Origin of the sequence: Caulobacter sp. 602-1, assembly GCF_003931565.1 — a bacterium.
Lineage (GTDB): Bacteria > Pseudomonadota > Alphaproteobacteria > Caulobacterales > Caulobacteraceae > Caulobacter.
On sequence record NZ_RRYI01000011.1, the window covers coordinates 66,668 to 88,645 of the forward strand.

Consider the following 21,978-nt stretch of genomic DNA (forward strand, 5'->3'; position numbering starts at 1 on the left):
GCTGAACTGTCACACCGCCGACGGGCGCCGCTAGGCCGGGCGCCCGATGCGCTTGATCTCCCAGTCCAGCTGCACGTCGGTCTTTGCCTTGACGTCCGCGCGGACGGCCTCGCCCAGGCCTTCCAGGTCGGCGGCGGTCGCCTCGCCGGTGTTGATCAGGAAGTTGCTGTGCAGCGGCGAGAACATCGCGCCGCCGAAGAGTTTCCCGCGCCAGCCGGCCTCGTCGACCAGCTTCCAGGACGAGTGGCCCGGCGGGTTCTTGAAGGTCGAGCCGCCGGTCTTTTCGCGGATCGGCTGGGTGGTCTCGCGGCGGCTGGTGATCTCGGCCATGCGCGTCTTGATCGCCTCCGGTTCGTCGGCGGTCCCTTCGAACACGGCGTCCAGCACGATCACGGTCTCGCCGTCCTGCAGGGCGCTGTGGCGGTAGGTGTAGTGAAGGTCTTCCACCGTCAGTTCGCGCACGACGCCGGCGCGGTCCATGGCCCGGACGGACTTGACGACATTGACGGTCTCGGAACCGTAACAGCCGGCGTTCATGACCACCGCGCCACCGATCGTGCCCGGGATGCCGGCATAGAACTCCAGCCCCGCGATGCCGGCCTCGGCCGCCTTGCGGGCCAGGATGGCGTCCGGCACGGCCGAGCCGGCCTTGATGCGGTTGCCGCCCAGCGGCTCGACGCCGTTGAAACCCTTGCCCAGCCGGATGATCACGCCCTCGACGCCGCCGTCGCGGACCAGCAGGTTCGAGCCGACGCCTATGGCCAGGACCGGTACGACCGGGTCCAGCGCCTTCAGGAAATCGGACAGGTCCTGCTCGTCGGCCGGCAGGAACACCACGTCGGCCGGACCGCCGACCCGGAACCAGGTAAATGGCGCCAGAGGCTCGTCGATCAACAGCGTGCCGCGGACGGTCGGGAGATTGGTTTTCCAGCTCATGCGGGGGCTCTAGCGCGTCCTGGACCGTTTCTCAAAGTGCTCGACCGTCCACCAGGCGAGAACCAGCAGGATGCCGGCGACGATCAGGGCGATATGCGCCCCGTGCTCGAACGGCGTGACATAGGTGACGCCGCCGGGCTGCTTCAGCGCCACGACGAACGGTCCGTCGGGCGCCTTGGGGCGCTGGGTCGTCAGCAGCCTGGTGAACCACCAGCTTCCCGCCAGGTACGCGATCACCGCGACGACGATCGCGGCCTTGGTCGCGAGCCAGCGGTTCAGTTTCATTTGGCGAGGGCTTCCAGCTGACCCGGCAAGGCGTAGGACCAGCTGGTGATGTCGCCCGCGCCCAGCAGGACGACGAGATCGCCGCTGGTGGCCTCGGCCGCGATCAGGGCCGGCAGGGCCGCCGGGCTCTCCAGCGGCAGGGCGCGGCGGTGGCCGAACTTCTTGAGCCCCTCGACCAGGTGGTCGCGGTCGACGCCCTCGATAGGCTGCTCGCCGGCCGAATAGACATCGGCGACGATCACCGTGTCGGCGTCGTTGAAGCAGCTGCTGAACTCGGTCATCAGATCGCGCAGACGGGTGTAGCGGTGCGGCTGGACCACGGCGATGACCTTGCCCGTCGAGACCGCCCGGGCGGCCTTGAGCACGGCGGCGATCTCGACCGGGTGGTGGCCGTAATCGTCGACCACGCGGATGCCGTTGGCGACGCCCGTGGTCGTGAAGCGGCGCTTGACCCCGCCGAAGGCGGCCAGGCCCTTGCGAATGGCCTCGGCGTCGACCGAAAGCTCGCGGGCCACGGCCACGGCGGCGGCGGCGTTCAGCACGTTGTGGTGGCCGGCCATCGGCATTTTCAGGCCGTCATAGCGGACGACCTCGCCGTCGCGCGGCGACACCACGATGTCGAAGGTCGCGCCCTCGGGGCCCATCTCGATGTTGGAGACCCGCACCTCGGCCTGGGGATTGGTCCCATAGGTGACCAGGCGGCGGTTCTCGATCCGCGAGGTCAGGGCCTGGACTTCCGGATGGTCGGTGCAGACGGCGGCGAAGCCGTAGAACGGGATGTTCTGAATGAAGTCCTGGAAGCCCTTCTTCACCGCCTCGAAGTCGCCCCAGTGATCCAGGTGCTCGGCGTCGATATTGGTGACGATGGCCACGGTGGACTTCAGGCGCAGGAACGAGCCGTCGCTCTCGTCGGCCTCGACGACGATCCAGTCGCCCTCGCCGACCTTGGCGTTGGTGCCGTAGGCGTTGATGATGCCGCCGTTGACCACGGTCGGGTCCAGACCGCCGGCGTCCAGCAGGGCCGCGACCATGGAGGTCGTCGTGGTCTTGCCGTGCGTGCCGCCGACGGCGACCGAGAACTGCAGGCGCATCAGCTCGGCCAGCATCTCGGCGCGGCGAACCAGCGGCAGGCGCTTGTCGCGACCGGCGACCATCTCGGGGTTGTCGGCCTTCACGGCCGTGGAATAGACGATGGCCGAGGCGCCCTCGACGTGGCTGGCCTCATGGCCGATGAAGATGCGCGCGCCCAGCTTCTCGAGCCGCTCGGTATTGGCGCTGGCCTTGGCGTCGCTGCCCTGAACGGTGTAGCCGATACGCAGCATGATCTCGGCGATGCCGGACATGCCAATGCCGCCGATGCCGATGAAGTGCACGGGGCCGAGTTCGAAGGGGACGGGGCGTCGACGCTGGATCATGAAAAGCCGATTAGACCAATTCCGCGCGCCGCGAAACGCCCTCCTGATCCTCTTGGTGTGGACAGCGCCCGCGCTCGCTCGGCCGCCCTCGCCCGCTCTGCTTGAACTGCGCCTGGCCGATGTCGGTCGGTTCGCGAGCTTCGTCGACATGGGCGGCGTCCAGTGGAGCGGCCGCACGGCGAAGCTGCGCGTGCTGCAGGTCACCGAGGGCGGCTTCAAGGCCGGCGCGGAAGAGTTCTGGGGCGGCTGGCGTCACGAGGTCATCGACTGCACGGCGCGGACCATCGCCCACGCCGGGTTCGGCAGCATCCGGGCGGGGGGCCGCGAGGGTCCGGTGACCGGCGATCTACGCTCGGCCTCCCCCTTGCCCGCGGGTAGCACGGACGAGGCGGTGGCCAAGGTTGTCTGCGACGGCTGGAAACCCTTCGCCAAGGTTCCGGTAGCGAGCAGCGTCGAGGCGGCCGTCGCGATAGGCCGCCCCTTGATCGAGACGGGGGCCGAGCCATAGGGCCGGCGGCCTCTACCGGATCGCGTTGAACGCCGCGGTGAGACGGCGCTTGGTCAGCGGCGGCGCGGAGGCCAAAACCTTGTTCGATGTCGCCGGATCGAGCTTGGCGTCGCCCACCTTGGCGATAAACACCATGCCCATGCTCCAGTGCGGCAGGCATTTGACGCCGTAAACGCCCGGCTTGGTGAGCTTCAGCACCACTTCCTTGCCCATCACGCCCTTCACCGGCGCGACGCCGACCGGCAGCAGCTCCGGGATCGACTCGGCGTTGTGGCCCGGATCGGTGGGAATGAAGCGGATGGTGTCGCCCACCTTCAGCCTGGCGGTCGAGGGTTCGAACACCATCGGCCCCTCGGCGCCCTGGTTGCGCATCTTGACCGTGAGCTCGGCGGCCGAGGCGAAGCCAGCATGCGCGACGACCGCGACGGCGCCGGCGAAAATCAACGTCCTGAACATGGGCGAACCTTCTCTGCGCGAGCGGTCACAGCCGCTGCGCGTTCGCCTTAGGCCGGTCCGCGCGGGACAGCTTTGCGCAAGCTCAAGTCAGCGCCGCGCCGTGCGCTCCACAAGATCCGCCAGCTCTTCCGCCGCGTTCGGCTTGGCCACCGAGCGCGCGCCCTCGGCCATCCGCGCCAGGCGCTCGGGGTTCTTGAGCAGGGCGTTGAGGGCCCCGGCCATGGCGTCGACGGTCAGCTCATCCTCGAGGCACACGGCCGCGCCGCCCGCCTCTTCCAGGAGCTTGGCGTTGAAGCGCTGATGGTCGTCGGCGGCGATCTTCAGCGGGATCAGGATCGACGGTCGTCCAGCGACCGCCAACTCGGTGCAGGTCGAGGCCCCCGAGCGGCCGATCACCAGGTGCGCCTGGCGCAGATAGCCGGCCATGTCGCGGAAGAACGGCGCGACCTCGCAGTCCACCATGGCGTTGCGATAGATCTTGCGGGCGTTATCCATGCTCTCGGCGCGGGCCTGCTGGAAGACCTTGAGGCGCGAGCGCATGTCCTCGGGCAGCTTGGCCACCGCCTCGGGGATCAGTTCGGACAGCAGGCGCGCGCCCTGGCTGCCGCCGGTCACCAGGATCCGCAACTGCACTTCCGGCGCGATATACGGCACGTCATAGAGCGCGCGCACCGGCGGGCGCACGGGATTGCCGACGACGTGGGCGCGAGCCTTCACGGCGGGCTTGGCCATCTGCAGCGTCGGGAAGGCGCAGGCGACCTCGTCGACGCGCGGCGCCAGGAAGCGGTTCACGCGGCCCAGAACCGCGTTCTGCTCATGGATCACGGTGGGGCGCTTCTGGCTGAGCGCGCCCAGCAGCGCCGGCAGGGCGGGATAGCCGCCAAAGCCGACGACCACGGCGGGGTCCAGGCGCTTAAAGGCCGCGCGGGCCTCCAGCACGCCCTGCAGGACCGTGAAGCCGGCCCTGATCATGCCCAGCGGGTCGTTGGACTTGGCCGTGGCGGCCGACAGGGCGAGCCGCTCTTCGGCCGGGAACTTGTCGGCGTAGAGCGCGCCGCGATCGTCCGTGGCGAGCACGACACGCCAGCCGCGCGCGGTCAGGGCCTCGGCGAGGGCCTGGGCGGGGAACATGTGGCCGCCGGTTCCCCCGGCGGCGACGACAGCCAGCTTGCTCATCTCAGGCGAAAGCGCCGTCGAGACTGAACTCGCCGGAAGCGCCATAGGCGCCGGGGCGCTTGCGCACCAAGGCCAGGGCCATGCCCAGCGTCAAACCCATCGCGAGCATCGAGGAGCCCCCGTAACTGATGAACGGAAGCGTCATGCCCTTGGTCGGGATCATGTTCAAGTTCACGGCGATATTGATGATGGCCTGTTGCCCCACCAGCACGAACAAACCGGCGGCCGCGACCTGCTCGAACGGGTCGTTCAGCTTCATCGCCTTGTAGAGACCGCGCACCACCAGGAAGGCGAAGATCGCGATCAACGCCCAGGAGAAGATCAGCCCGTACTCCTCGGCGGCCACCGAATAGATGAAGTCGGTGTGCAGGTCGGGCACGTGGCGCTTCATCACGCCCTCGCCCGGGCCGCGTCCGAAGAAGCCGCCGGCGCGGATCGCCTCGGCGGCGCGGGTGATCTGATGGGTGTCGGCTTGGTCTGGGCTGAGGAACTTCTGCACCCGGGCGTGCACGTGGTCGAACAGGAAGTAGGTCGAGCACAGGCCCGCCAAGGCGACCGCGCCTAGGCCCATGATCCACGAGATCGGCACCCCGGCCATCCAGAAGGCGGCCCCGAAGGCGATGGTGATCAGCACCGTCTGGCCGACGTCGGGCTGCACCAGCAAAAGGGCCACGGCGATGAAATACAGCAGGAAGGCGATCGAGACGCCCGGCACACCCTCGCCCTTCTGGCCCTCGGCGAACATCCACGAGACCAGCACGATCAGGGCCGGCTTCATGAACTCGGAGGGTTGGAGCGTGAAGCCGCCGAACTGCAGCCAGCGCGTGGCGCCCTTGGCGTTGTGGCCGATGAACGGCAGGGCGATCATGATCGCGATCGCGCCGATATAGATGAAGAAGGCCGTCCGCCGGATGCCCTTGGGCGATAGCATCGACACGGCCAGCATCAATACCGACGAGGCGCTGGCGAAAAAGCACATGCGGATGGCGAAATGGAACTGGTCGTCTATGCCGATCCGCTGGGCGGCGGCCGGGCTGGACGCGAACGACAGCAGCATGCCCAGCGTGGCCAGCAGGGCCGTCGCGCCGAGCAGCCAGCGGTCGGTCGTCCACCACCAGATGCCGAGCGCGGTGCGGTCGGTGCGGGCGAAGGCATGTGTCGCGTTGGAAGCCATGGCCGGAGAGTCGGACCGCAGGGTTAATCAAATCTTGCCGCGCGGTTCTACGCCGGTGGACATGCGTCGAAAAGCGCGCGCAAGCCCTCTCGATCAGCGCAGTTCGAAATAGGCCACCTGCCCGCCCTCGGTATGGGCGACCACGGCGATGTTCAGCGACTCGCCGTCATCGAGGGTGAGGCGGCACTCGCCCGCTCGGAACGCCCGCCGCAGGCTGTCGGGGTCGCCCGTGAGGCTGCCCTTGCCGCTCTTACGCCCTCCGGGGGCGCTGGCGACCAGCAGGGAGAAGACCACGGCGCTGTCCTGGCGGGAGACCGTCAGCGCGCCGTTTCCGGTGCGAGGAACCTTCTGGAGCTTGGTTACCGGCATCGAATACGAAGCATGAGACTGAAAAACATGCCTCATTATTACAGAACGAAATCGGCTGATGTAGAATAATATTCAGAAACCGCTTGCGGAATTTCTCGCATCGGCGCATGGTGTATTTCATCGAATATCGAACTGGTTCGGCCGCTCTCCATGCTTGCTCTTCGGATCGAGCCCCGAGCCTCTCCAAATCCTCTCCGAAAATTTGATCGCATGGCTCGTCTCGAGTCGCGCGTCTCCCTGTCATGCAAGGAATACATCCATGACTACCGGCACCGTGAAGTGGTTCAACTCCACCAAGGGCTTTGGCTTCATTCAACCCAACGACGGCGGCGCTGACGTGTTCGTGCACATCTCGGCCGTCGAACGCTCGGGTCTCGGCTCGCTCGACGAAGGCCAGAAGGTCAACTTCGAACTCGAGCGCGACCAGCGCAGCGGCAAGATGTCCGCCGGTCAACTGACCGCCGCCTAAGGATCAGACAGGCCCGGATGCATCATCCGGGCCTGTCGTCCGTTCATCTCCCCGCCGGCTCGCGATTTCGCGTCCGGATACGAAAGCGACCATGAATCCATTAGACATCCGCCACTCGGACCGCCTCAAGACGGCCGCCGACGCCAAGGCCGCGCTGCTGGCCAAGTTCAAGCCGCGCGCCGCTAGCGTCGACCCGCTGTTCGCCGAGCGCGCGACGCTCCGCGCCGAAGAACTGGCTCAGGTTCGCAAGCTGCGCGCCGACGCCAAGGCCGCCATCAAGCAAGCCGCCGCCGACGCCGAAACCGCACGGATCGAGGCGCAGGCCGCTCTGGAGGCCGAGGCGCTGACCGCCAAGCGTGGCGAGCGCAAGGAACGCAAGGCGCTATCCGCCGCGGACGCCAAGGCCAAGCGCGACCAGCGCTACGCGGCCCGCAAGGCCCGGAACTAGACCGGTGGCCCGCAAACCCAACTACGACTTCGAGCGCAAGGAACGCGAGCGTCAGAAAGCGGCCAAGGCCGCCGAAAAGGCCGCCGCCAAGCGCCCTGCTTCCGACGACCAGTCACCGTCGGGCGAAGCCTAGGCCAACGCGCGCCGCGTCCAGTCGACGATCTGCGGCGCGGTCATGGCTCCGGCCTGGCGGGCGACGACCTGACCGTCCCTGTAAAGCACCAGGGTCGGGATGCTGCTGACGCTCAGCGCGCCCGCGGCGGCGGGTTCGGCTTCGGAATCGAGCTTCAGCAGCCTTACGGCCGGCTCCAGTTGGCGCGCGGCTGCCGCGAAGGCCGGCGCCATGCTCCGGCACGGTCCGCACCAAGGCGCCCAGACGTCCAGCAGCAGGGCCGTCCCTTTCGTCATGCGCCGATGACGATCCAGTTCCGCGCCGGTCACGGCCGTCGGGCCGCCGGTGAACAACAACGACTTGCAGCGGCCGCACTTGGCCGAGAGCGGATCGCGATCCTCCGGAAGGCGATTGCCGGCTCCGCAGGCGACGCAGACAACCTGAGACATCGAAACTCCTTCAAGCCCAGACCTCGGAACAGCCACGAAAAGCGGGCCGTTCCACCCGGGCGCACTCAAGTCAATCCAGATGGTTGGGCGCTCCGCTATGCGCAAGACGCGCGAAGGTCCGGTGGGTCGCGCAGGCTTTGCTTGAATTCGCCCACCAGGCGGTGATCATGGGCCGTGCGGTAGGGGCGACGCGTGGCCGACGAAGGATCCGACAAGGCCGTTCTGGAGGGGGTTGGAGCCTATTTCCTCAGCGTGGTCGAGGCCAGCCAGGACTGTATCCGCGTGATCAGCGCCAACGGCCATGTCGAGTACATGAACGCCCAGGGCCAATCGCTGTTCGAGATCGACGATTTCGACGGCCGCAACCGCCAGCGCTATTGGCCCGACCTGTGGCCGCCGGAAAGCCGTGAAACCGTCGAACAGTCTCTGCGCGCCGCCCTGGGCGGTCACGCCGTGGCCTTCCGCGCCTTCTGTCCCACGGCGCGGGGCGCGCCGCGCTGGTGGGACACCACTGTCTCGCCGATCATGGAGCACGGCCGGGTGATCCGGGTGCTGGCCACCTCGCGCGACGTCACCAGCGAGCGGACCGCCGAGGCGCACCGCCAGTTGCTGGTCAACGAGCTGAACCATCGGGTGAAAAACACCCTCGCCACGATTCAATCGATCGCCAAGCAGTCTCTGCGCAACGCCGGGGTCGAGCCTTCGGTGCGCGACGCCCTGGAGGGCAGGCTGATGGCCATCGCCGCCACCCACAACGTGCTGACCGATCAGAACTGGTCGGCGGCCAGCCTGCGCCAGATCGTCGACGGCTCGGTGGCCCCCTACAGCACCAAGCCCGGCCAGCTGACCATCACCGGCCAGGATCTGAAGGTTTCGCCCAAGCCCGCCGTCGTCATGGCCCTGGCCTTCCACGAACTGGCGATCAACGCCCTGAAGTACGGCGCCCTCTCCTCCCCCGACGGCCATGTGGACGTTCGCTGGTCGATCGATCCGGACGACCAGTTGGTCATCGAATGGGCCGAGCGCGGCGGCCCCGCCGTGCGCCCGCCCGAGCGGCGGGGCTTCGGCTCGCGTATCGTCGAAACGGCCTTGCCCAACGAATTAGGCGGCGCGGTGGCGCTGGACTACCGCGCCGACGGCCTACGGTGCTCGATCCGCTCGCCGCTGTTGGCCCTGGACAAGGTGGACGCCTTCATGCCGCTGGGATGAGCGGCGGCGCATCACTATTCCACGACAGGGGCGCGCTCGCCCAACGCTTTGCGCACGGCGACGGCCAGGTCGCTGACCTTGAACGGCTTACGCAGGACGGCTTCGGAATTGACCAGTTCCCGGATCGCGCTGGCGTCGGCGTAGCCGGTGATCAGCAACATGCCCAGGGTCGGGATGACCTGCCGCGCTCGCCTGGCGACCTGGGCGCCATCCATGCCCGGCATGGCGAAGTCGACGACCATCAGATCGGGACGGTCCTCGGCCAGGCGCGACAGCCCTTCCTGCCCTCCCGACGCCTCGGTGACGCGGTAGCCCAGCGAGCGCAGGCATTGGACCAGAAACCGACGGACGCTCGGATCGTCGTCGATCACCAGGACGCGTTCGCCTTCGCTGAGCGGTGTCTCGTTCGGCGGAATGTCGCTGGGCCGGATGCGATCACCGGCCTCGGTGATCGGCAGCCAGATCTCGATCGTCGTCCCGACGCCGACGGTGCTGTGGATCCGCACCGTACCGCCCGACTGGGTGGCGATGCCATAGACCTGGCTGAGACCGAGGCCCGTCCCCTTGCCCACGCTCTTGGTCGTGAAAAAGGGATCGAACACCTTTTGCAGCAAGTCCTTGGGAATCCCGTGACCGGTATCGCTGACCGCGATCACGACGTGGTCGCCCGGCTGCAAGCCTTCGTGCCACTCGTCGGAAGTCCGGCTTGAGATGGTCACCGCGCCGCCGTCGCCCATGGCGTCGCGGGCGTTGATGGCCAGGTTCAGCACCGCCAGTTCCAGCTGGTTGGCGTCGGCCTTCGCCCGCGCGCCCCCGGCGGCCAGCGCCATCCGGACCTCGACGGTATGGCCCAGGGTCCGGGTCAGCAGATCGTCCATGCCGGTGATCAGCGCGTCGACCTCCACAGGCTGCAGATCCAGTTGCTGGCTGCGCGAGAAGGCCAGGAGCTGCGCGGTGAGCTTGGTGGCCCGCTCTACGCCCTCGCGGGCGTTGGCGGCCATACGTTTGACGCGCTCGTCGTCGCTGCGCCGCTCGATCATGTCGATATTGCCGACAATGGCGGTCAGCAGGTTGTTGAAGTCGTGGGCGATGCCCCCGGTAAGCTGGCCGATGGCGTCCATCTTCTGGGCCTGGACCAGGGCGGCCTGAGCCTGCTCGCGCTCGCTGATCTCGGCCAGCAGGCGTTCGTTGGCGCGCTGCAACTCGCCGACGCTTTCGGCGATGCGCTGTTCAAGCGTCTCATTGAGCAGGCGCAGTTCCGCCTCGGCGGTCTTGCGGGCGGTGATGTCGAGGCTGATGCCCGACATCCGTCGCGGTTCGCCAGGCCGGATCCGATTGAGCCGCCCCCGCACCTGCACCCAGTGCGATGAGCCGTCCGGCCAGGAGATCCGGTACTCGACGTCGTAGTCCTCGGCGCGCGCGATCGAGGCGTTCAGCGCGGCGGCGCGGCGGGCCATGTCCTTCGGATGGACGGCCGCCTCGATGCCGGCCAGCGTCAGGGGCTGGTCGGCCGCATGACCGAAGTGCGCGCGCGTCGCGGCCGACGTGGTCAGAGCGCCGCTGTCGAGATCCAGGTCCCAGGCGCCCAGCTTGCCGGCCTCCAGCGCGAAGCGAAGCTGCTCCTCGGCCTTGGTCTGGGCGTGCAGATGATCGCGGGCGAGATACTGGCGATGGCGGGCGCGGATCGCCGAATGGGCCGCGCTGATCAGCGTCTCGGCGTTGATGGGCCGTTCCAGCATCACGATGTTGCCGATGCCCTTGAGGCGCTCGGCGTCCACCTGTGTCCGTTTGCCGGGTTGCTTGGTGACCAGCACGATGAACGGAAAATCCGACCAGGTGGGCTGATGGGCCAGCCAGTCCGTGAGGGCGTCGGAGGCCCCTTGGGCCAGCGCCTCCTCGGTCAGGATCGCCGCGCCGGCCTCGTCGCCCAGCGCCCGGGTCAGTTCGCCGAGGTCGCCGCAGATCTGCGAGGCGTGACCGACATGACCCAGGGTTTCGGCGATAACCGCCGCGTCCCGCCCTCGCGGCGCCAGGATGAGGATCGGCTTAGGCATCCGCCGGCCGACTTTTCTCCTCGCCGAGCAGATGGATCTTGCCCTGGTACGAAGGCAGGCCTGACATCACGCCCTGGAAGTCGGTCAGCGCCTCGCCCACCTCGATGCCACGCGCCGTCAGACGGATTTCGCGGATGGTCTTTTCGTGCTCGGCCGTGCGGCTCTTGACCGCCGAAACCGCCGTCAGCACCGAACCGGCGGCTTCGAAGAAGCGAAACAGCAGGATGCCGTCGCTGAGGTAGCTGAGATCGATGTCGCTGCGGACCTCGCCAATGAAGCCGTGCTGGCCCAGGATCAACAGTGTCACCACGCCCTGCTGATTCAGATAGGTCAGCAGTTCGTGCATCTGCAGCAGCAGGAACTTCTGCCCCGGCATGGCCTGCAGGTAGGCGTTCAGACTGTCGATGACGACGGTCCGCGCGCCCAGCCGCTCCACCGCGTCACGGACGAGGAACGCGAACTCTCCGGGCGAGAGTTCGGCCGGGTCGATGGCGCGGACGAGCAGTTGCTTGTTGTCGATATAGGGCTTCAGATCCATGCCGAGCGCCTTCGAGCGCGTCAGCAGGGTCGGCAGCCCCTCGTCGAACAGGTAGTAGGCGACCGTCTCGCCCCGCTCGAGCGCGGTCAGGGCGCAGCGCACCGAGGTGGTGGTCTTGCCCACGCCCGATGGACCGCTGATCAGGGTGTTGGCGCCGCGCGTCAGCCCGCCGCCCATCAGCGCGTCGAGGCCCGGCGAGCCCGTGGACACCATCTCCTGGACGAAGGTGGCGGGATGGTCGGCAGCGACCAGGCGCTCGAAGACCTGAATGCCGCCGGTGTCGAGCGAGAAGTCGTGAAAGCCGCCGCGGAACTTGATGCCTCGCATCTTGACGACCTCGAGCTGTCGACGCTGCGCCCCGTATTCCTGGGTCATCCGCCGCAGGCTGATCACTCCATGGGCGATACTGTGCAGTTGCAGGTCGCCATCCTCGGCGGTCTGGTCGTCCAGCAGCAGGACCGTGCACCGACGGGTGGCGAAGAAGTGCTTCAGCGCCAGGATCTGCCGGCGATGGCGCAGCGGGTTTTGGGCCAGCAGCCGCATCTCCGACAGGCTGTCGAAGACCACGCGGAGCGGCTTGGTCTGCTCGACCTGCTTCATCACCCCGCGCGTGGTCTCGCCAAGCTCGACGTCGGAGGGATGCAGCACTGACTGCTCGCTGTCGGGGTCCAGTCCCTCTTCGCTGACCAGCTCGAACAGGTCTATTCCGTCCAGCGACCAGCCATGGCTAGCGGCGGCCGCCCTGAGTTCCTGCTCGGTTTCCGAAAGGGTGATGTAGAGGCCGCTCTCCCCCAGCGCGCGCCCCTTCAACAGGAACTGCAGCGCCAGGGTGGTCTTGCCGGAACCGGGCGTGCCCTCGACCAGGTAGATCCGATCGCGCGTCAGACCGCCGCCCAGGATATCGTCGAGCCCGGACACCCCTGTGCTGACACGGGCGCCTTCTGTCTCGACCTTGGCTTCAGACATGCTCGCTCCGTGGACGACGCGTCGCCCCCTTTAGCGGCGTACTAACGGTTCAAACGCCGAAGGCACGGCTAAGTTCAGCGCGCGTGCCCGATACGCGGACGGCGGCGAAGGTCGTTGGCGAGCAAGCTCGATGGAATTGGGAGCGGCGCGTGAAGATCGTGGAGCGTCAGTCGCGGCCTTGGGGCCAGATGGTCTTCACGCCACCGCCGACTTGCCGCCGCTCGCCGTCAGGCCATTGACCGCGGCGCGGAACGCTTCGCCCCGAGCCTCGAAGTCGCTGAACTGGTCGAACGAGGCGCAGGCCGGCGAGAGCAGGACGACGGCGTCCTCCCCGCTCGCCGCGGCGTCGGCATAGGCTTGCTGAACCGCCTTCTCCAGCGTGCCGCTCATCTTCACATCGGCCTTGCCGGCCAGGGTCATGGCGAAGACGTTGGCCGCCTCGCCGATCAGATAGGCCTTGGCGATGCGCGGGAAGAGGTCCTTCAGGTCGTCGATGCCGCCGGCCTTCGCGACGCCGCCGGCGATCCAGTAGAACTTCGGATAGCTGGACATCGCCTGGCGGGCGGCGTCGGCGTTGGTGGCCTTGCTGTCGTTGACGAAGCGGACCTTGCCGATCTTGCCGACCGTCTCCATCCGGTGCGCCAGGCCCGGGAAGGTCATCAGGCCCTCGACCGCGTCGTGGGCCGGGATGCCGATGGCGCGGGCGGCGGCGTAGGCGGCGGCGGCGTTCTGCCAGTTGTGGCGGCCCGGCAGGCTGCGGGCGCGAAGCAGGTCGGCCATCTCGACGACGCGCTCGCCCGTGGCGTCATAGAGCACGCCCTGCAGGGCGTAGACACCCCGGCCCATGGCCTTGCCGGCGCTGATCGGCCAGATGGTCCGGCGGTTGGCGGCGGTGATCTCGGTGCAGATCTGCTGGCACCAGGGATCGTCGACGCCGATGATGGCCGTGTCGCCCTTGCCCTGGTTGAGGAAGATCCGGCGCTTGGCGGCGATATAGCCGTCCATGCCGCCGTGGCGGTCCAGGTGATCGGGCGAGATGTTCAGCAGCACCGTGGCGTCGGCCTTCAGGCTGGAGGTCAGATCCAGCTGATACGACGACAGCTCCAGCACATAGACCGCGCCGCCGTGCATGTCCTCGAGACCCAGGACCCCCAAACCGATATTGCCGCCGACCCGCGTGTCGCGGCCGGCCGAGGCGCAGAGGTGGCCGATCAGGGCGGTCGTGGTCGACTTGCCGTTGGTGCCGGTGATGGCGATGATCTTGGGCCGCTTGTGGACCGGCGCGGCGTTGACCGTGCGCGCGAAGAGCTCGACGTCGCCCAGGATCTCGACGCCGGCGGCCTTGGCCTTGTCGACCGTCCAATGCGGCTTGGGATGGGTCAGCGGCACCCCCGGCGACAACATCAGGGCGGCGAACTGGCTCCAGTCGGCGGCTTGCAGGTCTACGACGGGGAAGCCTTCGGCGGCCGCGGCTTCGCGGCTCTCCGGCTTCTCGTCCCAGAGGGCCACCTTCGCCCCACCCGCGATCAAGGCGCGCGCGGCCGTCAGTCCGGTTCGGCCCAGGCCGAACACCGCGACGGTCTTGTCCTCGAATCCGCGGACGGGGATCATACTCGGGCTCCCTAACGCAGTTTCAGCGTGGCGAGGCCGACGAAGGACAGCATCATCGCCACGATCCAGAACCGGATCACGACGGTGGATTCTGCCCAGCCCAGCTTCTCGAAATGGTGGTGGATCGGCGCCATCAGGAAGACGCGCTTGCCCGTCTTCTTGAAGTAGGCGACCTGGATCATGACGCTCAGCGCCTCGGCCACGAACAGGCCGCCGACGATGCCTAGAACGAGCTCGTGCTTGGCGCAGACGGCGATCGCGCCCAGCGCCCCGCCCAGGGCCAGCGAACCGGTGTCGCCCATGAAGATCTTGGCCGGCGGGGCGTTGTACCAGAGGAAGCCCATGCCCCCGCCGATGATCGCGCCGCACAGCACCGCCAGCTCGCCGACGCCCGGCGCGAAGTGCAGGTTCAGATAGTCGGCGAACTTGTAGTTGCCCACGAGGTAGGCGATCAGGCCGAAGGTCGAGGCGGCGAACATCACCGGCACGATGGCCAGACCGTCCAGACCATCGGTCAGGTTCACGGCGTTGGAGAAGCCGGCGATCGTGACCGCGGCGAACACCACGTAGAACCAGCCCAGATTGATCACCAGCGCCTTGAAGATCGGGAAGACCACGCTGGTCTCCATCCCCGGCGTCATCGGCGACTTGGGCGCCCACAGGATCAGGATCACGGCGGCGACGATGGCGACGGCGAACTGGGCGACCAGCTTCTGGACGCTGGAGAGGCCGGCCGTGGTCTGCTTGGTGACCTTGGCATAGTCGTCCATGAAGCCCAGCAGGCCGTAGCTGCCGGTGATCAGCAGCACGACCCAGACGTGGATGTTGCGCAGGTCGGCCCACAGCAGGGCGCCCACGAACAGGCCGGCCAGGATCATGAAGCCGCCCATGGTGGGCGTGCCGGCCTTCTCTGTGACGTGACGGGCGATGCCGTCGGTGCGGATCGGCTGGCCCTTGCCCTGCTTGGCCTTCATCCAGCGGATGAAGCGCGAGCCCATGGCCACGGCGACGATATAGGCGGTCAGCATCGCCATGCCGGACCGGAAGGTCAGGTACTTCAAGAGGTTCAGCGCCGGGACATGCTCTTGCGAGCGCGCCAGCCATTCGTACAGGAAGTACAGCATCAGCCCTGTTCCCCAAGGTCGAGCTCGGCCAGGGCCCGGGCGAGAACCCCGGCCTTGGAGCCGTTCGACCCCTTCACCATCACCACGTCGCCCGGACGGATCGCCCCCGTCAGCTGCGCCGTTAACTTTTCAGTAACTTCCGCGTAGCCGCCTCGCCGAGTCGGCGGAAGCGCCTCCCACAGTGATTTCATGTGGACGCCTGCGACAAAAACGACGTCAACGTTTGCACGGTCGATCGGCTCTGCAAGCTCGGCGTGAAACCGGTCGCTGCCCTCGCCCAGTTCGAGCATGTCGGTCAGGGCCACGACCCGGCGACCGGCGACCCTGCGCGCGCCCAGGGTCTTCAGCGCGGCCTGCATCGAAACCGGATTGGCGTTGTAGCTCTCGTCGACCAGGGTGAAGGTCCCGCCGTCGATGCGGATGGTCTTCTCCGCCCCCCGGCCCTCGATCGGCGCGAAAGCCGCCAGCGCCGCCAGCGCCGTTTCGCGCGGCACGTCCAGCGCTTCCAGCATCAGCAGGACGCACAGGCTGTTGGGGCCCCAATGGACGCCGGTCTGGCGGATCGGGAAACTCAGGGGCTCGCCACGAAGGTTGAGCGAAACGATCGCGCCCTCGCCGTCGACGGCGAAGCCGGTCAGGCGGGCGGTCGCGCCTTCGGCTTCGCCGAAGCTCCAGACCGTCGCGCCGGCCTTCTCGGCCTCGTCCTTCAGGAAGTCGAACCAGCGGTTGTCGGCGTTCAGAACCGCAATCCCGCCCGGCTGCAGGCCGGCGAAGATCTCGGCTTTCGCCCGCGCGACGCCCTGTTCGCCGTCGGGGAAGTTCTCCAGGTGGACGGGGCCGACCGTGGTGATCGCCACCGCGTGCGGCTGGACGAAGCCCGACAGCGGAATGATCTCGTCGGCGTGGTTCATGCCGATCTCGAACACGGCGCGCTCGGTGTCGCGCGGCATCCGGGCCAGGGTCAGCGGCACGCCGATATGGTTGTTGTACGACTTCACCGAGGCGTGGGCCTTGCCCGCCAGGCGCAGGCCGGCCTCGACGGCGCGGGTGACGCTGGTCTTGCCGACCGAGCCGGTCACGGCCCCGCGCTTGCACTGGGGGGCGCGCTCACGGGCGGCGACGCCCAACCGCTCCAGGGCCTTGAAGGTGTCTTCGACCATCACGGCCGGGGCGTCGACCGCCTTGGCGGCCAGGACGCCGGTCGCGCCGTTGGCGACGGCCTGCGGGACGAAGTCGTGACCATCCCGGACGCCGACCAGCGGCACGAAGAGGTCACCCTTCTCCACCGTCCGCGTGTCGATCGAGACGCCGGTCACGGCGAAGTCGCCGACGACCGCGCCGCCGGTAGCCTTCGCGATCTCGTCAGCCGTCCAAAGAGCGTTTTCGGGCGCGTCAAGCATCCACGCCCTCCAGAGCTTCAAGCGCCTCGGCCACGTCGTCGAACGGGTGGACGACGCCGGCGACGATCTGGCCCTGCTCGTGACCCTTGCCGGCGATGACCAACACGTCACCCTCGCCCATCAGGTCCACGGCGGCGCGGATGGCGGCGCGACGGTCACCGATCTCGCGCGCGCCCGGCGCGGCCTCTAGGATGGCGGCGCGGATCGAGGCCGGGTCTTCCGAGCGCGGATTGTCGTCGGTGACGATGGCGATGTCGGCCAGCCGCGCGGCGATGGCGCCCATCAGGGGACGCTTGCCGCGATCGCGGTCGCCGCCAGCGCCGAACACGGCGATCAGCTTGCCGCGGGTATGGGGGCGCAACGCTTCCAGCACCGTCTGCAAGCCGTCCGGCGTGTGGGCGTAGTCGACATAGGCCTCGCCGCCCTTGGGGCCGCGACCGACGCGTTGCAGGCGACCGGCCGCGCCTTCGAGGGTTTCGAGCGCCTTCAGCACCTTGGCGACGCCTTCCCCGGCGGCGACGCACAGACCGGCGGCGACCAGCACGTTCGAGGCCTGGAAGGCCCCCGCCAGCGGCAGCTTGATATGATGGACGACGTCGTCGGCCTCGATGACCAGGTCCTGGCCGGCCGGGGTGGGCGTGCGCGAGATCAGGCGCAGGCCCTGGCCGTCTTCGCCCACCGAGAAAACACTTTGACCCGAGGTGATGGCGGCGGCGGCGAAGTTCGGAAAGGCCTCGCTGTCGGCGTTCAGCACCGCCGTCGCGCCGCCCGGCGTCAGGGTGTCGAACAGGCGCAGCTTGGCGGCGCGATAGGACTCCATCGAGCCGTGATAGTCGAGGTGGTCCTGGGTGAAGTTGGTGAAGCCGGCGGCGCGCAGCTTGACCCCGTCGACGCGGCGCTGATCGACGCCGTGCGAGCTGGCCTCCAGGGCCAGGTGGGTCACGCCCATCTCGGCCAGACGCGCGACCATCTCGGCCACGTCGCCGGCGTCCGGCGTGGTCAGGCCGGGCGGGGTCAACTGCTGATCGGGCTTGCCCGCTTCGCTGACGACGACGCCGAGAGTGCCCATGCTGGCGGCCTTGTGGCCCAGCCTGGCGAAGATCTGGCGACAGAAGCCCGCGACCGACGTCTTGCCGTTGGTGCCGGTGACGGCCACGCACATGGCCGGCTGCTTGCCCCAGAAGGCGGACGAAGCCAGGGCGTAGGCCCGCCGGGCGTCCTCCGAGCGGACCACCGGGACGCCCAGCCCCTCCAGCCCGCCCTCAGGGGCCAGGATCGCCGCGGCGCCCTTGGACACCGCGCCCGGCGCGAAGTCGCGGCCGTCGACCTTGGTCCCCGGCAGGGCGGCGAACAGCCAGCCGGCCGTGACCTTGCGGCTGTCGGCGGTGACGCCGGCGATCACCGGATCGCTGGCGAACGGACGGTTGAAGAGTTCCGACAGATGTCTGGTCATAGCCCCGCCTCCGGTGTGGCGTTCTTCTGCGGGCTGGCGATGGTCACCAGCTCGGTCTTGCGTTGCACGCCCAGGAACGGCGCGATGCGTTCGATCACCTTGCCCGCGGGCGGCGCGCCGACCCAGCCGCCGGTCGAGAAGCCCGCCGACTTGGCTGTGCCATGCGGCTCGTCCATCAGGATCAGCACGAAGTAACGGTCGGCCTCCAGGGGGCCGTCGGTCGGGAACACCGCCGCGAACGACGAGACCTGGCGCTGGTGGTTGTAGCCGCGGATCGAAGGGTCGTATTTCTCGCCGGTGCCGGTCTTGCCGCCGACGGACAGGCCCGGCACGTCGGCCTTGCCGCCGCTGCCGCCGGGCAGGACGTTCGCCCGCATGATCTTCAGCATCTCGGCGGACGTGTTTTCCGAGATCACCCGCTTGCCTTCCGGGCGCACGCCCAGCGGCAGCTTGCGGATGGTCAGGGGCCTCATCTCGCCGCCGTTCAGCAGGGCGTTCATCGCCTGGGCCAGGGCCAGCGGGCTAACGTTCATGCCGTGGCCGAACGATGTGGACGCCACCGCGTCCATGTCCCACTTGCGCGGCGTCAGCGGCCTGGCCGACTCCATCAGCTCGACCTTGGCCGGTTTGGTGAGGCCCAGGTTGGTGAAATACTGGCTGAGCCGCTCCCCGCCGATCCGCTCGGCCAGCATGGCGGTGCCGATGTTCGACGAGTGCTTGAACACTTCGACCAGGGTCAGGATCGCCTTGGCGGCGTGGTAGTCGTGGATGGTGCGATAGCCCAGCTTGTAGGGCTCGCGCGCGTCGAAGGTCGAGGCGGGCGTCGCCACGCCCGTATCCAGACCGATGGCGACGGTGAACGCCTTGAAGGTCGAGCCCATCTCGTAGACCGAGGCAGCGGCCCGATTCAGGCGTTGCTCGTCGGTCGCCTCGCCCGGCTTGTTGGGGTCGAAGTCGGGCAGGCTGGCCAGACCCAGGATCTCGCCCGTGTGGACATTGGTCACCAGGCCCACCGCGCCCTTGGGCGTGAACTCGGCGGCGGCCTTGCGCAACTCGTCCTCAAGCGCAGCCTGGACGCGGATGTCGATCGACAGCTGGGTGGGACCGCCCTCGCCGCCGGCGGCCTTGCGGATCGGATCGTCCAGGGCGCGCTCGGCGCCGGCCAGGCCCTTGCCGCCGCTGTCGACAAAGCCGATCAGGTGCGCGGCCGTCGGACCCAGCGGGTACATCCGCCGCTCCTGCTCCTCGAACGAGATGCCGGGCAGGCCCAGATTGAAGATGGCGTCCTTCTCGTCGGGCGTCAGCCCTCCCAGGACAAAGGCGCGGTGGTCGCCGAACACGGCCTTGTCCAGGCGCTTGGCCGGAACCTGCGGCAGGGCCTTGCCCAGGGCGCGCCGCACTTCCTTGGCGTCCCAGACCTCGCGCGGATCGACATAGAGCGCGTAGTGGGCCAGGTCGACGGCCAGCAGCTTGCCGTTGCGGTCGACCACGTCGCCGCGCGCGCCGTCGGCGCCCTGGGCGTAACCATTGCCCTGTCCCGCGTGCGAGAAGAGCGCCGCCCACCCCGCGCCCAGGCCGACGCCGACGAAGCACAGACTGAAGAAGCCCATGACCAGGAAGATGCGGATGCGCGTGTCATCCTCGGGCTTGGCGGCGGCGCGCGAGCGCTCGAACGCGTGCTCCAGCCGCCAGACGCGTTCGATCAACCACCGCCAAAGCGGCGACTGGAAGCCGCCGGGACCCAGGTTCGAGAGGCTCATCGCTGGGCCTCCGGCGGAGCCGGCGGCGGGACGTCGTCCGGCACCGCCTCGGGCGCATCGGCGGCCAGGGCCTCGGGCGCGACGGGCGCGGCCGAGATCGGGACGCGCGGCAGCTCGCGGCGGCGCGCGACGTCGATCAGGGCGTCCTCGGTGATCTCGTGGTCCGGCGCGATCGGCTTCAGCTGCATCATCTGCGCCAGCTGTTCGATGCGACGCGGCTGTTCCAGGTGGGCGACCTCGGCTTCCAGCAAACGCTTGCGGACGGCCTCGTCGCCGATTTCCTGTTCGATGCGGCCGATCTCCTGGCGCTCGCGCCCCGCGAAGGTCTTGGCCAGATAGACGCTGGTCACCAGGGTCAGCAGGACGCCCATGCCCGCGACCTCGACGACGCGGAAACCCCGGATGCGGCGATCGAACAGGCCGACGCTGGTCATGCGCCGGCCCCCCACACAGGCGCCGCCGTGCGCACGGCGGCGCGGAGCTTCGACGAGCGCGCGCGGGGATTGACGGCCAGCTCGGCCTCGCCCGGCGCGATGGCCTTGTTGGCGATCAGTTGGAAGCTGGCCGGCGCGCCGGTCGGCGCCTGGGGCAGGTGGCGCGAGCCTCCCGGCGTGCGCCCGGCCCGCTCGGCCAGGTAAGTCTTGACGATGCGGTCTTCCAGCGAGTGGAAGGTCACGACCGCCAGCCGGCCGCCCGGCTTCAGGATGCGCTCGGCGGCGGCGAGACCCGCCTCCAGCTCGGCCAGTTCCTCGTTGACCGCGATCCGCAGCCCCTGGAACGAGCGCGTGGCGGGATGGACCTTGGCGCCCTTGCGGCCGCCCAGGGCGCGCTCGATAACGTGGGCCAGATCCAGGGTGCGCTCGAACGGGCGCTCCTCGCGGCGCTTGACGATGAAGCTGGCGATGCGGCGCGAAGCGTGCTCCTCGCCATAGACGTAGAGGATGCGGGCCAGCTCGGTGTGGTCGAGCTCGTTGACGAGGTCGGCGGCGGTCGGACCGGTGTCGCTCATCCGCATGTCCAGCGGGCCGTCGCGCATGAACGAAAAGCCACGCTCGGCCTCGTCCAGTTGCATGGACGACACGCCGATATCCAGCACCACGCCATCGACCGACTGCGGCTCGAAGTGCTCGGCCATCTGGGAGAAGCGGTCCTGGATCAGGCGGAAACGATCCGCCGGCAGACCTTCGGTGAACTTCTGGACGGTCGGATCGCGATCGAAGCCCACGACGGTCGCGCCGGTGGCCAGGATGGCGCGCGTATAGCCGCCCGCCCCGAAAGTGCCGTCGATGATGGTCTCGCCCGGCCCCGCACCCAACGCTTCCACGACCTCATCCAGCAGAACCGAGATGTGAGGGGCTTCGCTCACGAGGCGCTCCCCAGCTTGGCCATGCGCTGCTGCGCGCGCAGAGCCGCCAGGCCTTCCCGGGCCAGGTCACGCTGCGCCGCGCGATGGGCCTGGAAGGCCTCGCGCGACCAGATCTGAAAACGCTCACCCATACCGACGACGGCTACCCAATCCGTGAGGCCGCACATTTCGCACAGCTGGTCGGGAAGCGTAATGCGACCAGCTGTATCAAACGACAGCTTGGCCATGCCACCCAGGACGCTGGTTTCCAGGGCCGTGCGGGTCGGATCGCCGAACGGCATCTCGTCGATCACGGTCAGGTAACGGTCGAACAAAGCTTTTCCGCCAGCCTCGAGGCAATCGGCCTCGATCGAGGGGAAGCAGAAAATGCCGTCGAACATCCCGGAGACAGCCGCGCGGAATTCCTGCGGCACAACGATGCGCCGCTTGCTGTCGAGCTGTTTCTCGAACGTCGAGAGAAACACTGAAGCCAACCCCGCCCAAGCCCAAGCCGGTCGGCGAGCTGCCATGCCTCGCCCCGACGCAAATTGGGTTAACATGGGATGAACTGGGAGACAATGACACCGGAACGCGTTTCATCGACAATTCAAAGATGTCGCACCCCTTCTTCACCAGGTGTGGAAGTTAATCCACAGAACATACACAGAACTGATGACGCAAACGCCTTAACCCGTCCCAGTTCTTCCCATTGGATGTGAAT

23 protein-coding genes are annotated in these 21,978 nt (G+C 68.1%); 5 read left to right on the top strand and 18 right to left on the bottom strand.

The window, feature by feature from the left end:
• Window positions 1-30: 30 nt before the first annotated feature.
• The 3 genes from murB to murC are packed head-to-tail and all read right to left on the bottom strand — an operon-like array spanning window position 31 to window position 2,636.
• Complete coding sequence (murB, locus tag EIK80_RS23510; protein WP_125159440.1) at window positions 31-936, bottom strand: UDP-N-acetylmuramate dehydrogenase; 906 nt, start codon at window positions 934-936, stop codon at window positions 31-33.
• A 9-nt stretch (window positions 937-945) separates the two neighbouring features.
• Window positions 946-1,221: a hypothetical protein gene (locus EIK80_RS23515; RefSeq protein ID WP_125159441.1), complete on the bottom strand. Its 276-nt coding sequence runs from the start codon at window positions 1,219-1,221 to the stop codon at window positions 946-948.
• Window positions 1,218-2,636 carry a UDP-N-acetylmuramate--L-alanine ligase gene (murC, locus tag EIK80_RS23520; protein WP_125159442.1) on the bottom strand — a complete coding sequence of 473 codons (1,419 nt, stop codon included), beginning with the start codon at window positions 2,634-2,636 and terminating at the stop codon, window positions 1,218-1,220. The genes EIK80_RS23515 and murC overlap by 4 nt, the downstream gene beginning before the upstream one ends.
• Between murC and EIK80_RS23525 the strand changes: the two genes are divergently transcribed.
• Entirely contained in the window at window positions 2,635-3,144 is a 510-nt protein-coding gene (locus EIK80_RS23525; protein WP_125159443.1) for a hypothetical protein, read from the top strand. The two genes, murC and EIK80_RS23525, sit on opposite strands and share 2 nt — an antisense overlap.
• 12 nt (window positions 3,145-3,156) lie before the next feature.
• Here EIK80_RS23525 and EIK80_RS23530 read toward each other — a convergent pair whose 3' ends face one another.
• The 4 genes from EIK80_RS23530 to EIK80_RS23545 all read right to left on the bottom strand — a co-directional run bounded on the left by EIK80_RS23530 (window position 3,157) and on the right by EIK80_RS23545 (window position 6,319).
• On the bottom strand, window positions 3,157-3,600 hold the full coding sequence (locus EIK80_RS23530; RefSeq protein WP_125159444.1) for a pseudoazurin: 444 nt from the start codon (window positions 3,598-3,600) through the stop codon (window positions 3,157-3,159).
• A gap of 87 nt (window positions 3,601-3,687) precedes the next feature.
• Entirely contained in the window at window positions 3,688-4,776 is a 1,089-nt protein-coding gene (gene murG, locus EIK80_RS23535) for an undecaprenyldiphospho-muramoylpentapeptide beta-N-acetylglucosaminyltransferase (protein WP_125159445.1), read from the bottom strand.
• Window position 4,777: 1 nt separating this feature from the next.
• Window positions 4,778-5,950, bottom strand: a complete 1,173-nt coding sequence (gene ftsW, locus EIK80_RS23540; protein ID WP_125159446.1) for a putative lipid II flippase FtsW — start codon at window positions 5,948-5,950, stop codon at window positions 4,778-4,780.
• A gap of 93 nt (window positions 5,951-6,043) precedes the next feature.
• On the bottom strand, window positions 6,044-6,319 hold the full coding sequence (locus EIK80_RS23545; RefSeq protein ID WP_125159447.1) for a hypothetical protein: 276 nt from the start codon (window positions 6,317-6,319) through the stop codon (window positions 6,044-6,046).
• A gap of 259 nt (window positions 6,320-6,578) precedes the next feature.
• Here EIK80_RS23545 and EIK80_RS23550 point away from each other — a divergent pair, with 259 nt between their 5' ends.
• From EIK80_RS23550 to EIK80_RS26930, 3 genes are all read left to right on the top strand, one after another.
• Window positions 6,579-6,788 carry a cold-shock protein gene (locus EIK80_RS23550; protein ID WP_125159448.1) on the top strand — a complete coding sequence of 70 codons (210 nt, stop codon included), beginning with the start codon at window positions 6,579-6,581 and terminating at the stop codon, window positions 6,786-6,788.
• 91 nt (window positions 6,789-6,879) lie between these two features.
• Window positions 6,880-7,236 (top strand): DUF6481 family protein, encoded by a 357-nt coding sequence (locus tag EIK80_RS23555; protein ID WP_125159449.1) that lies wholly within the window; start codon window positions 6,880-6,882, stop codon window positions 7,234-7,236.
• A gap of 4 nt (window positions 7,237-7,240) precedes the next feature.
• Window positions 7,241-7,369: a hypothetical protein gene (locus tag EIK80_RS26930; RefSeq protein WP_255414611.1), complete on the top strand. Its 129-nt coding sequence runs from the start codon at window positions 7,241-7,243 to the stop codon at window positions 7,367-7,369.
• Here the strand turns inward: EIK80_RS26930 and EIK80_RS23560 are convergent.
• Window positions 7,366-7,797, bottom strand: coding sequence for a thioredoxin domain-containing protein (locus tag EIK80_RS23560; protein ID WP_125159450.1), 432 nt, complete (start codon window positions 7,795-7,797; stop codon window positions 7,366-7,368). The two genes, EIK80_RS26930 and EIK80_RS23560, sit on opposite strands and share 4 nt — an antisense overlap.
• Window positions 7,798-7,989: 192 nt before the next feature.
• Between EIK80_RS23560 and EIK80_RS23565 the strand changes: the two genes are divergently transcribed.
• Window positions 7,990-9,006 carry a sensor histidine kinase gene (locus EIK80_RS23565; RefSeq protein ID WP_125159451.1) on the top strand — a complete coding sequence of 339 codons (1,017 nt, stop codon included), beginning with the start codon at window positions 7,990-7,992 and terminating at the stop codon, window positions 9,004-9,006.
• A 14-nt stretch (window positions 9,007-9,020) separates the two neighbouring features.
• On the opposite strand, the gene EIK80_RS23570 is transcribed toward EIK80_RS23565, so the two are convergent.
• The 10 genes from EIK80_RS23570 to EIK80_RS23615 form a co-directional block, all read right to left on the bottom strand.
• Window positions 9,021-11,060, bottom strand: coding sequence for an ATP-binding protein (locus EIK80_RS23570; RefSeq protein ID WP_125159452.1), 2,040 nt, complete (start codon window positions 11,058-11,060; stop codon window positions 9,021-9,023).
• Window positions 11,053-12,564 (bottom strand): ATPase domain-containing protein, encoded by a 1,512-nt coding sequence (locus tag EIK80_RS23575; protein ID WP_125159453.1) that lies wholly within the window; start codon window positions 12,562-12,564, stop codon window positions 11,053-11,055. Before EIK80_RS23575 ends, EIK80_RS23570 begins: the two co-directional genes overlap by 8 nt.
• 195 nt (window positions 12,565-12,759) lie before the next feature.
• Complete coding sequence (gene murD / locus EIK80_RS23580; protein ID WP_125159454.1) at window positions 12,760-14,175, bottom strand: UDP-N-acetylmuramoyl-L-alanine--D-glutamate ligase; 1,416 nt, start codon at window positions 14,173-14,175, stop codon at window positions 12,760-12,762.
• 11 nt (window positions 14,176-14,186) lie between these two features.
• On the bottom strand, window positions 14,187-15,299 hold the full coding sequence (gene mraY, locus EIK80_RS23585) for a phospho-N-acetylmuramoyl-pentapeptide-transferase (RefSeq protein WP_125159455.1): 1,113 nt from the start codon (window positions 15,297-15,299) through the stop codon (window positions 14,187-14,189).
• Window positions 15,299-16,699: a UDP-N-acetylmuramoyl-tripeptide--D-alanyl-D-alanine ligase gene (gene murF, locus EIK80_RS23590; protein WP_125159456.1), complete on the bottom strand. Its 1,401-nt coding sequence runs from the start codon at window positions 16,697-16,699 to the stop codon at window positions 15,299-15,301. Before murF ends, mraY begins: the two co-directional genes overlap by 1 nt.
• Window positions 16,692-18,152, bottom strand: coding sequence for a UDP-N-acetylmuramoyl-L-alanyl-D-glutamate--2,6-diaminopimelate ligase (locus EIK80_RS23595; RefSeq protein WP_125159457.1), 1,461 nt, complete (start codon window positions 18,150-18,152; stop codon window positions 16,692-16,694). Before EIK80_RS23595 ends, murF begins: the two co-directional genes overlap by 8 nt.
• On the bottom strand, window positions 18,149-19,912 hold the full coding sequence (locus tag EIK80_RS23600) for a penicillin-binding protein 2 (RefSeq protein WP_125159458.1): 1,764 nt from the start codon (window positions 19,910-19,912) through the stop codon (window positions 18,149-18,151). Before EIK80_RS23600 ends, EIK80_RS23595 begins: the two co-directional genes overlap by 4 nt.
• Complete coding sequence (locus tag EIK80_RS23605) at window positions 19,909-20,346, bottom strand: cell division protein (RefSeq protein ID WP_125159459.1); 438 nt, start codon at window positions 20,344-20,346, stop codon at window positions 19,909-19,911. Before EIK80_RS23605 ends, EIK80_RS23600 begins: the two co-directional genes overlap by 4 nt.
• Window positions 20,343-21,278, bottom strand: a complete 936-nt coding sequence (gene rsmH / locus EIK80_RS23610; protein WP_125159460.1) for a 16S rRNA (cytosine(1402)-N(4))-methyltransferase RsmH — start codon at window positions 21,276-21,278, stop codon at window positions 20,343-20,345. Before rsmH ends, EIK80_RS23605 begins: the two co-directional genes overlap by 4 nt.
• The gene (locus EIK80_RS23615; protein ID WP_125159461.1) at window positions 21,275-21,742 is read right to left on the bottom strand and encodes a division/cell wall cluster transcriptional repressor MraZ; all 468 of its coding nucleotides are present in this window, start codon (window positions 21,740-21,742) and stop codon (window positions 21,275-21,277) included. The genes rsmH and EIK80_RS23615 overlap by 4 nt, the downstream gene beginning before the upstream one ends.
• Between the last annotated feature and the right edge of the window lie 236 nt (window positions 21,743-21,978).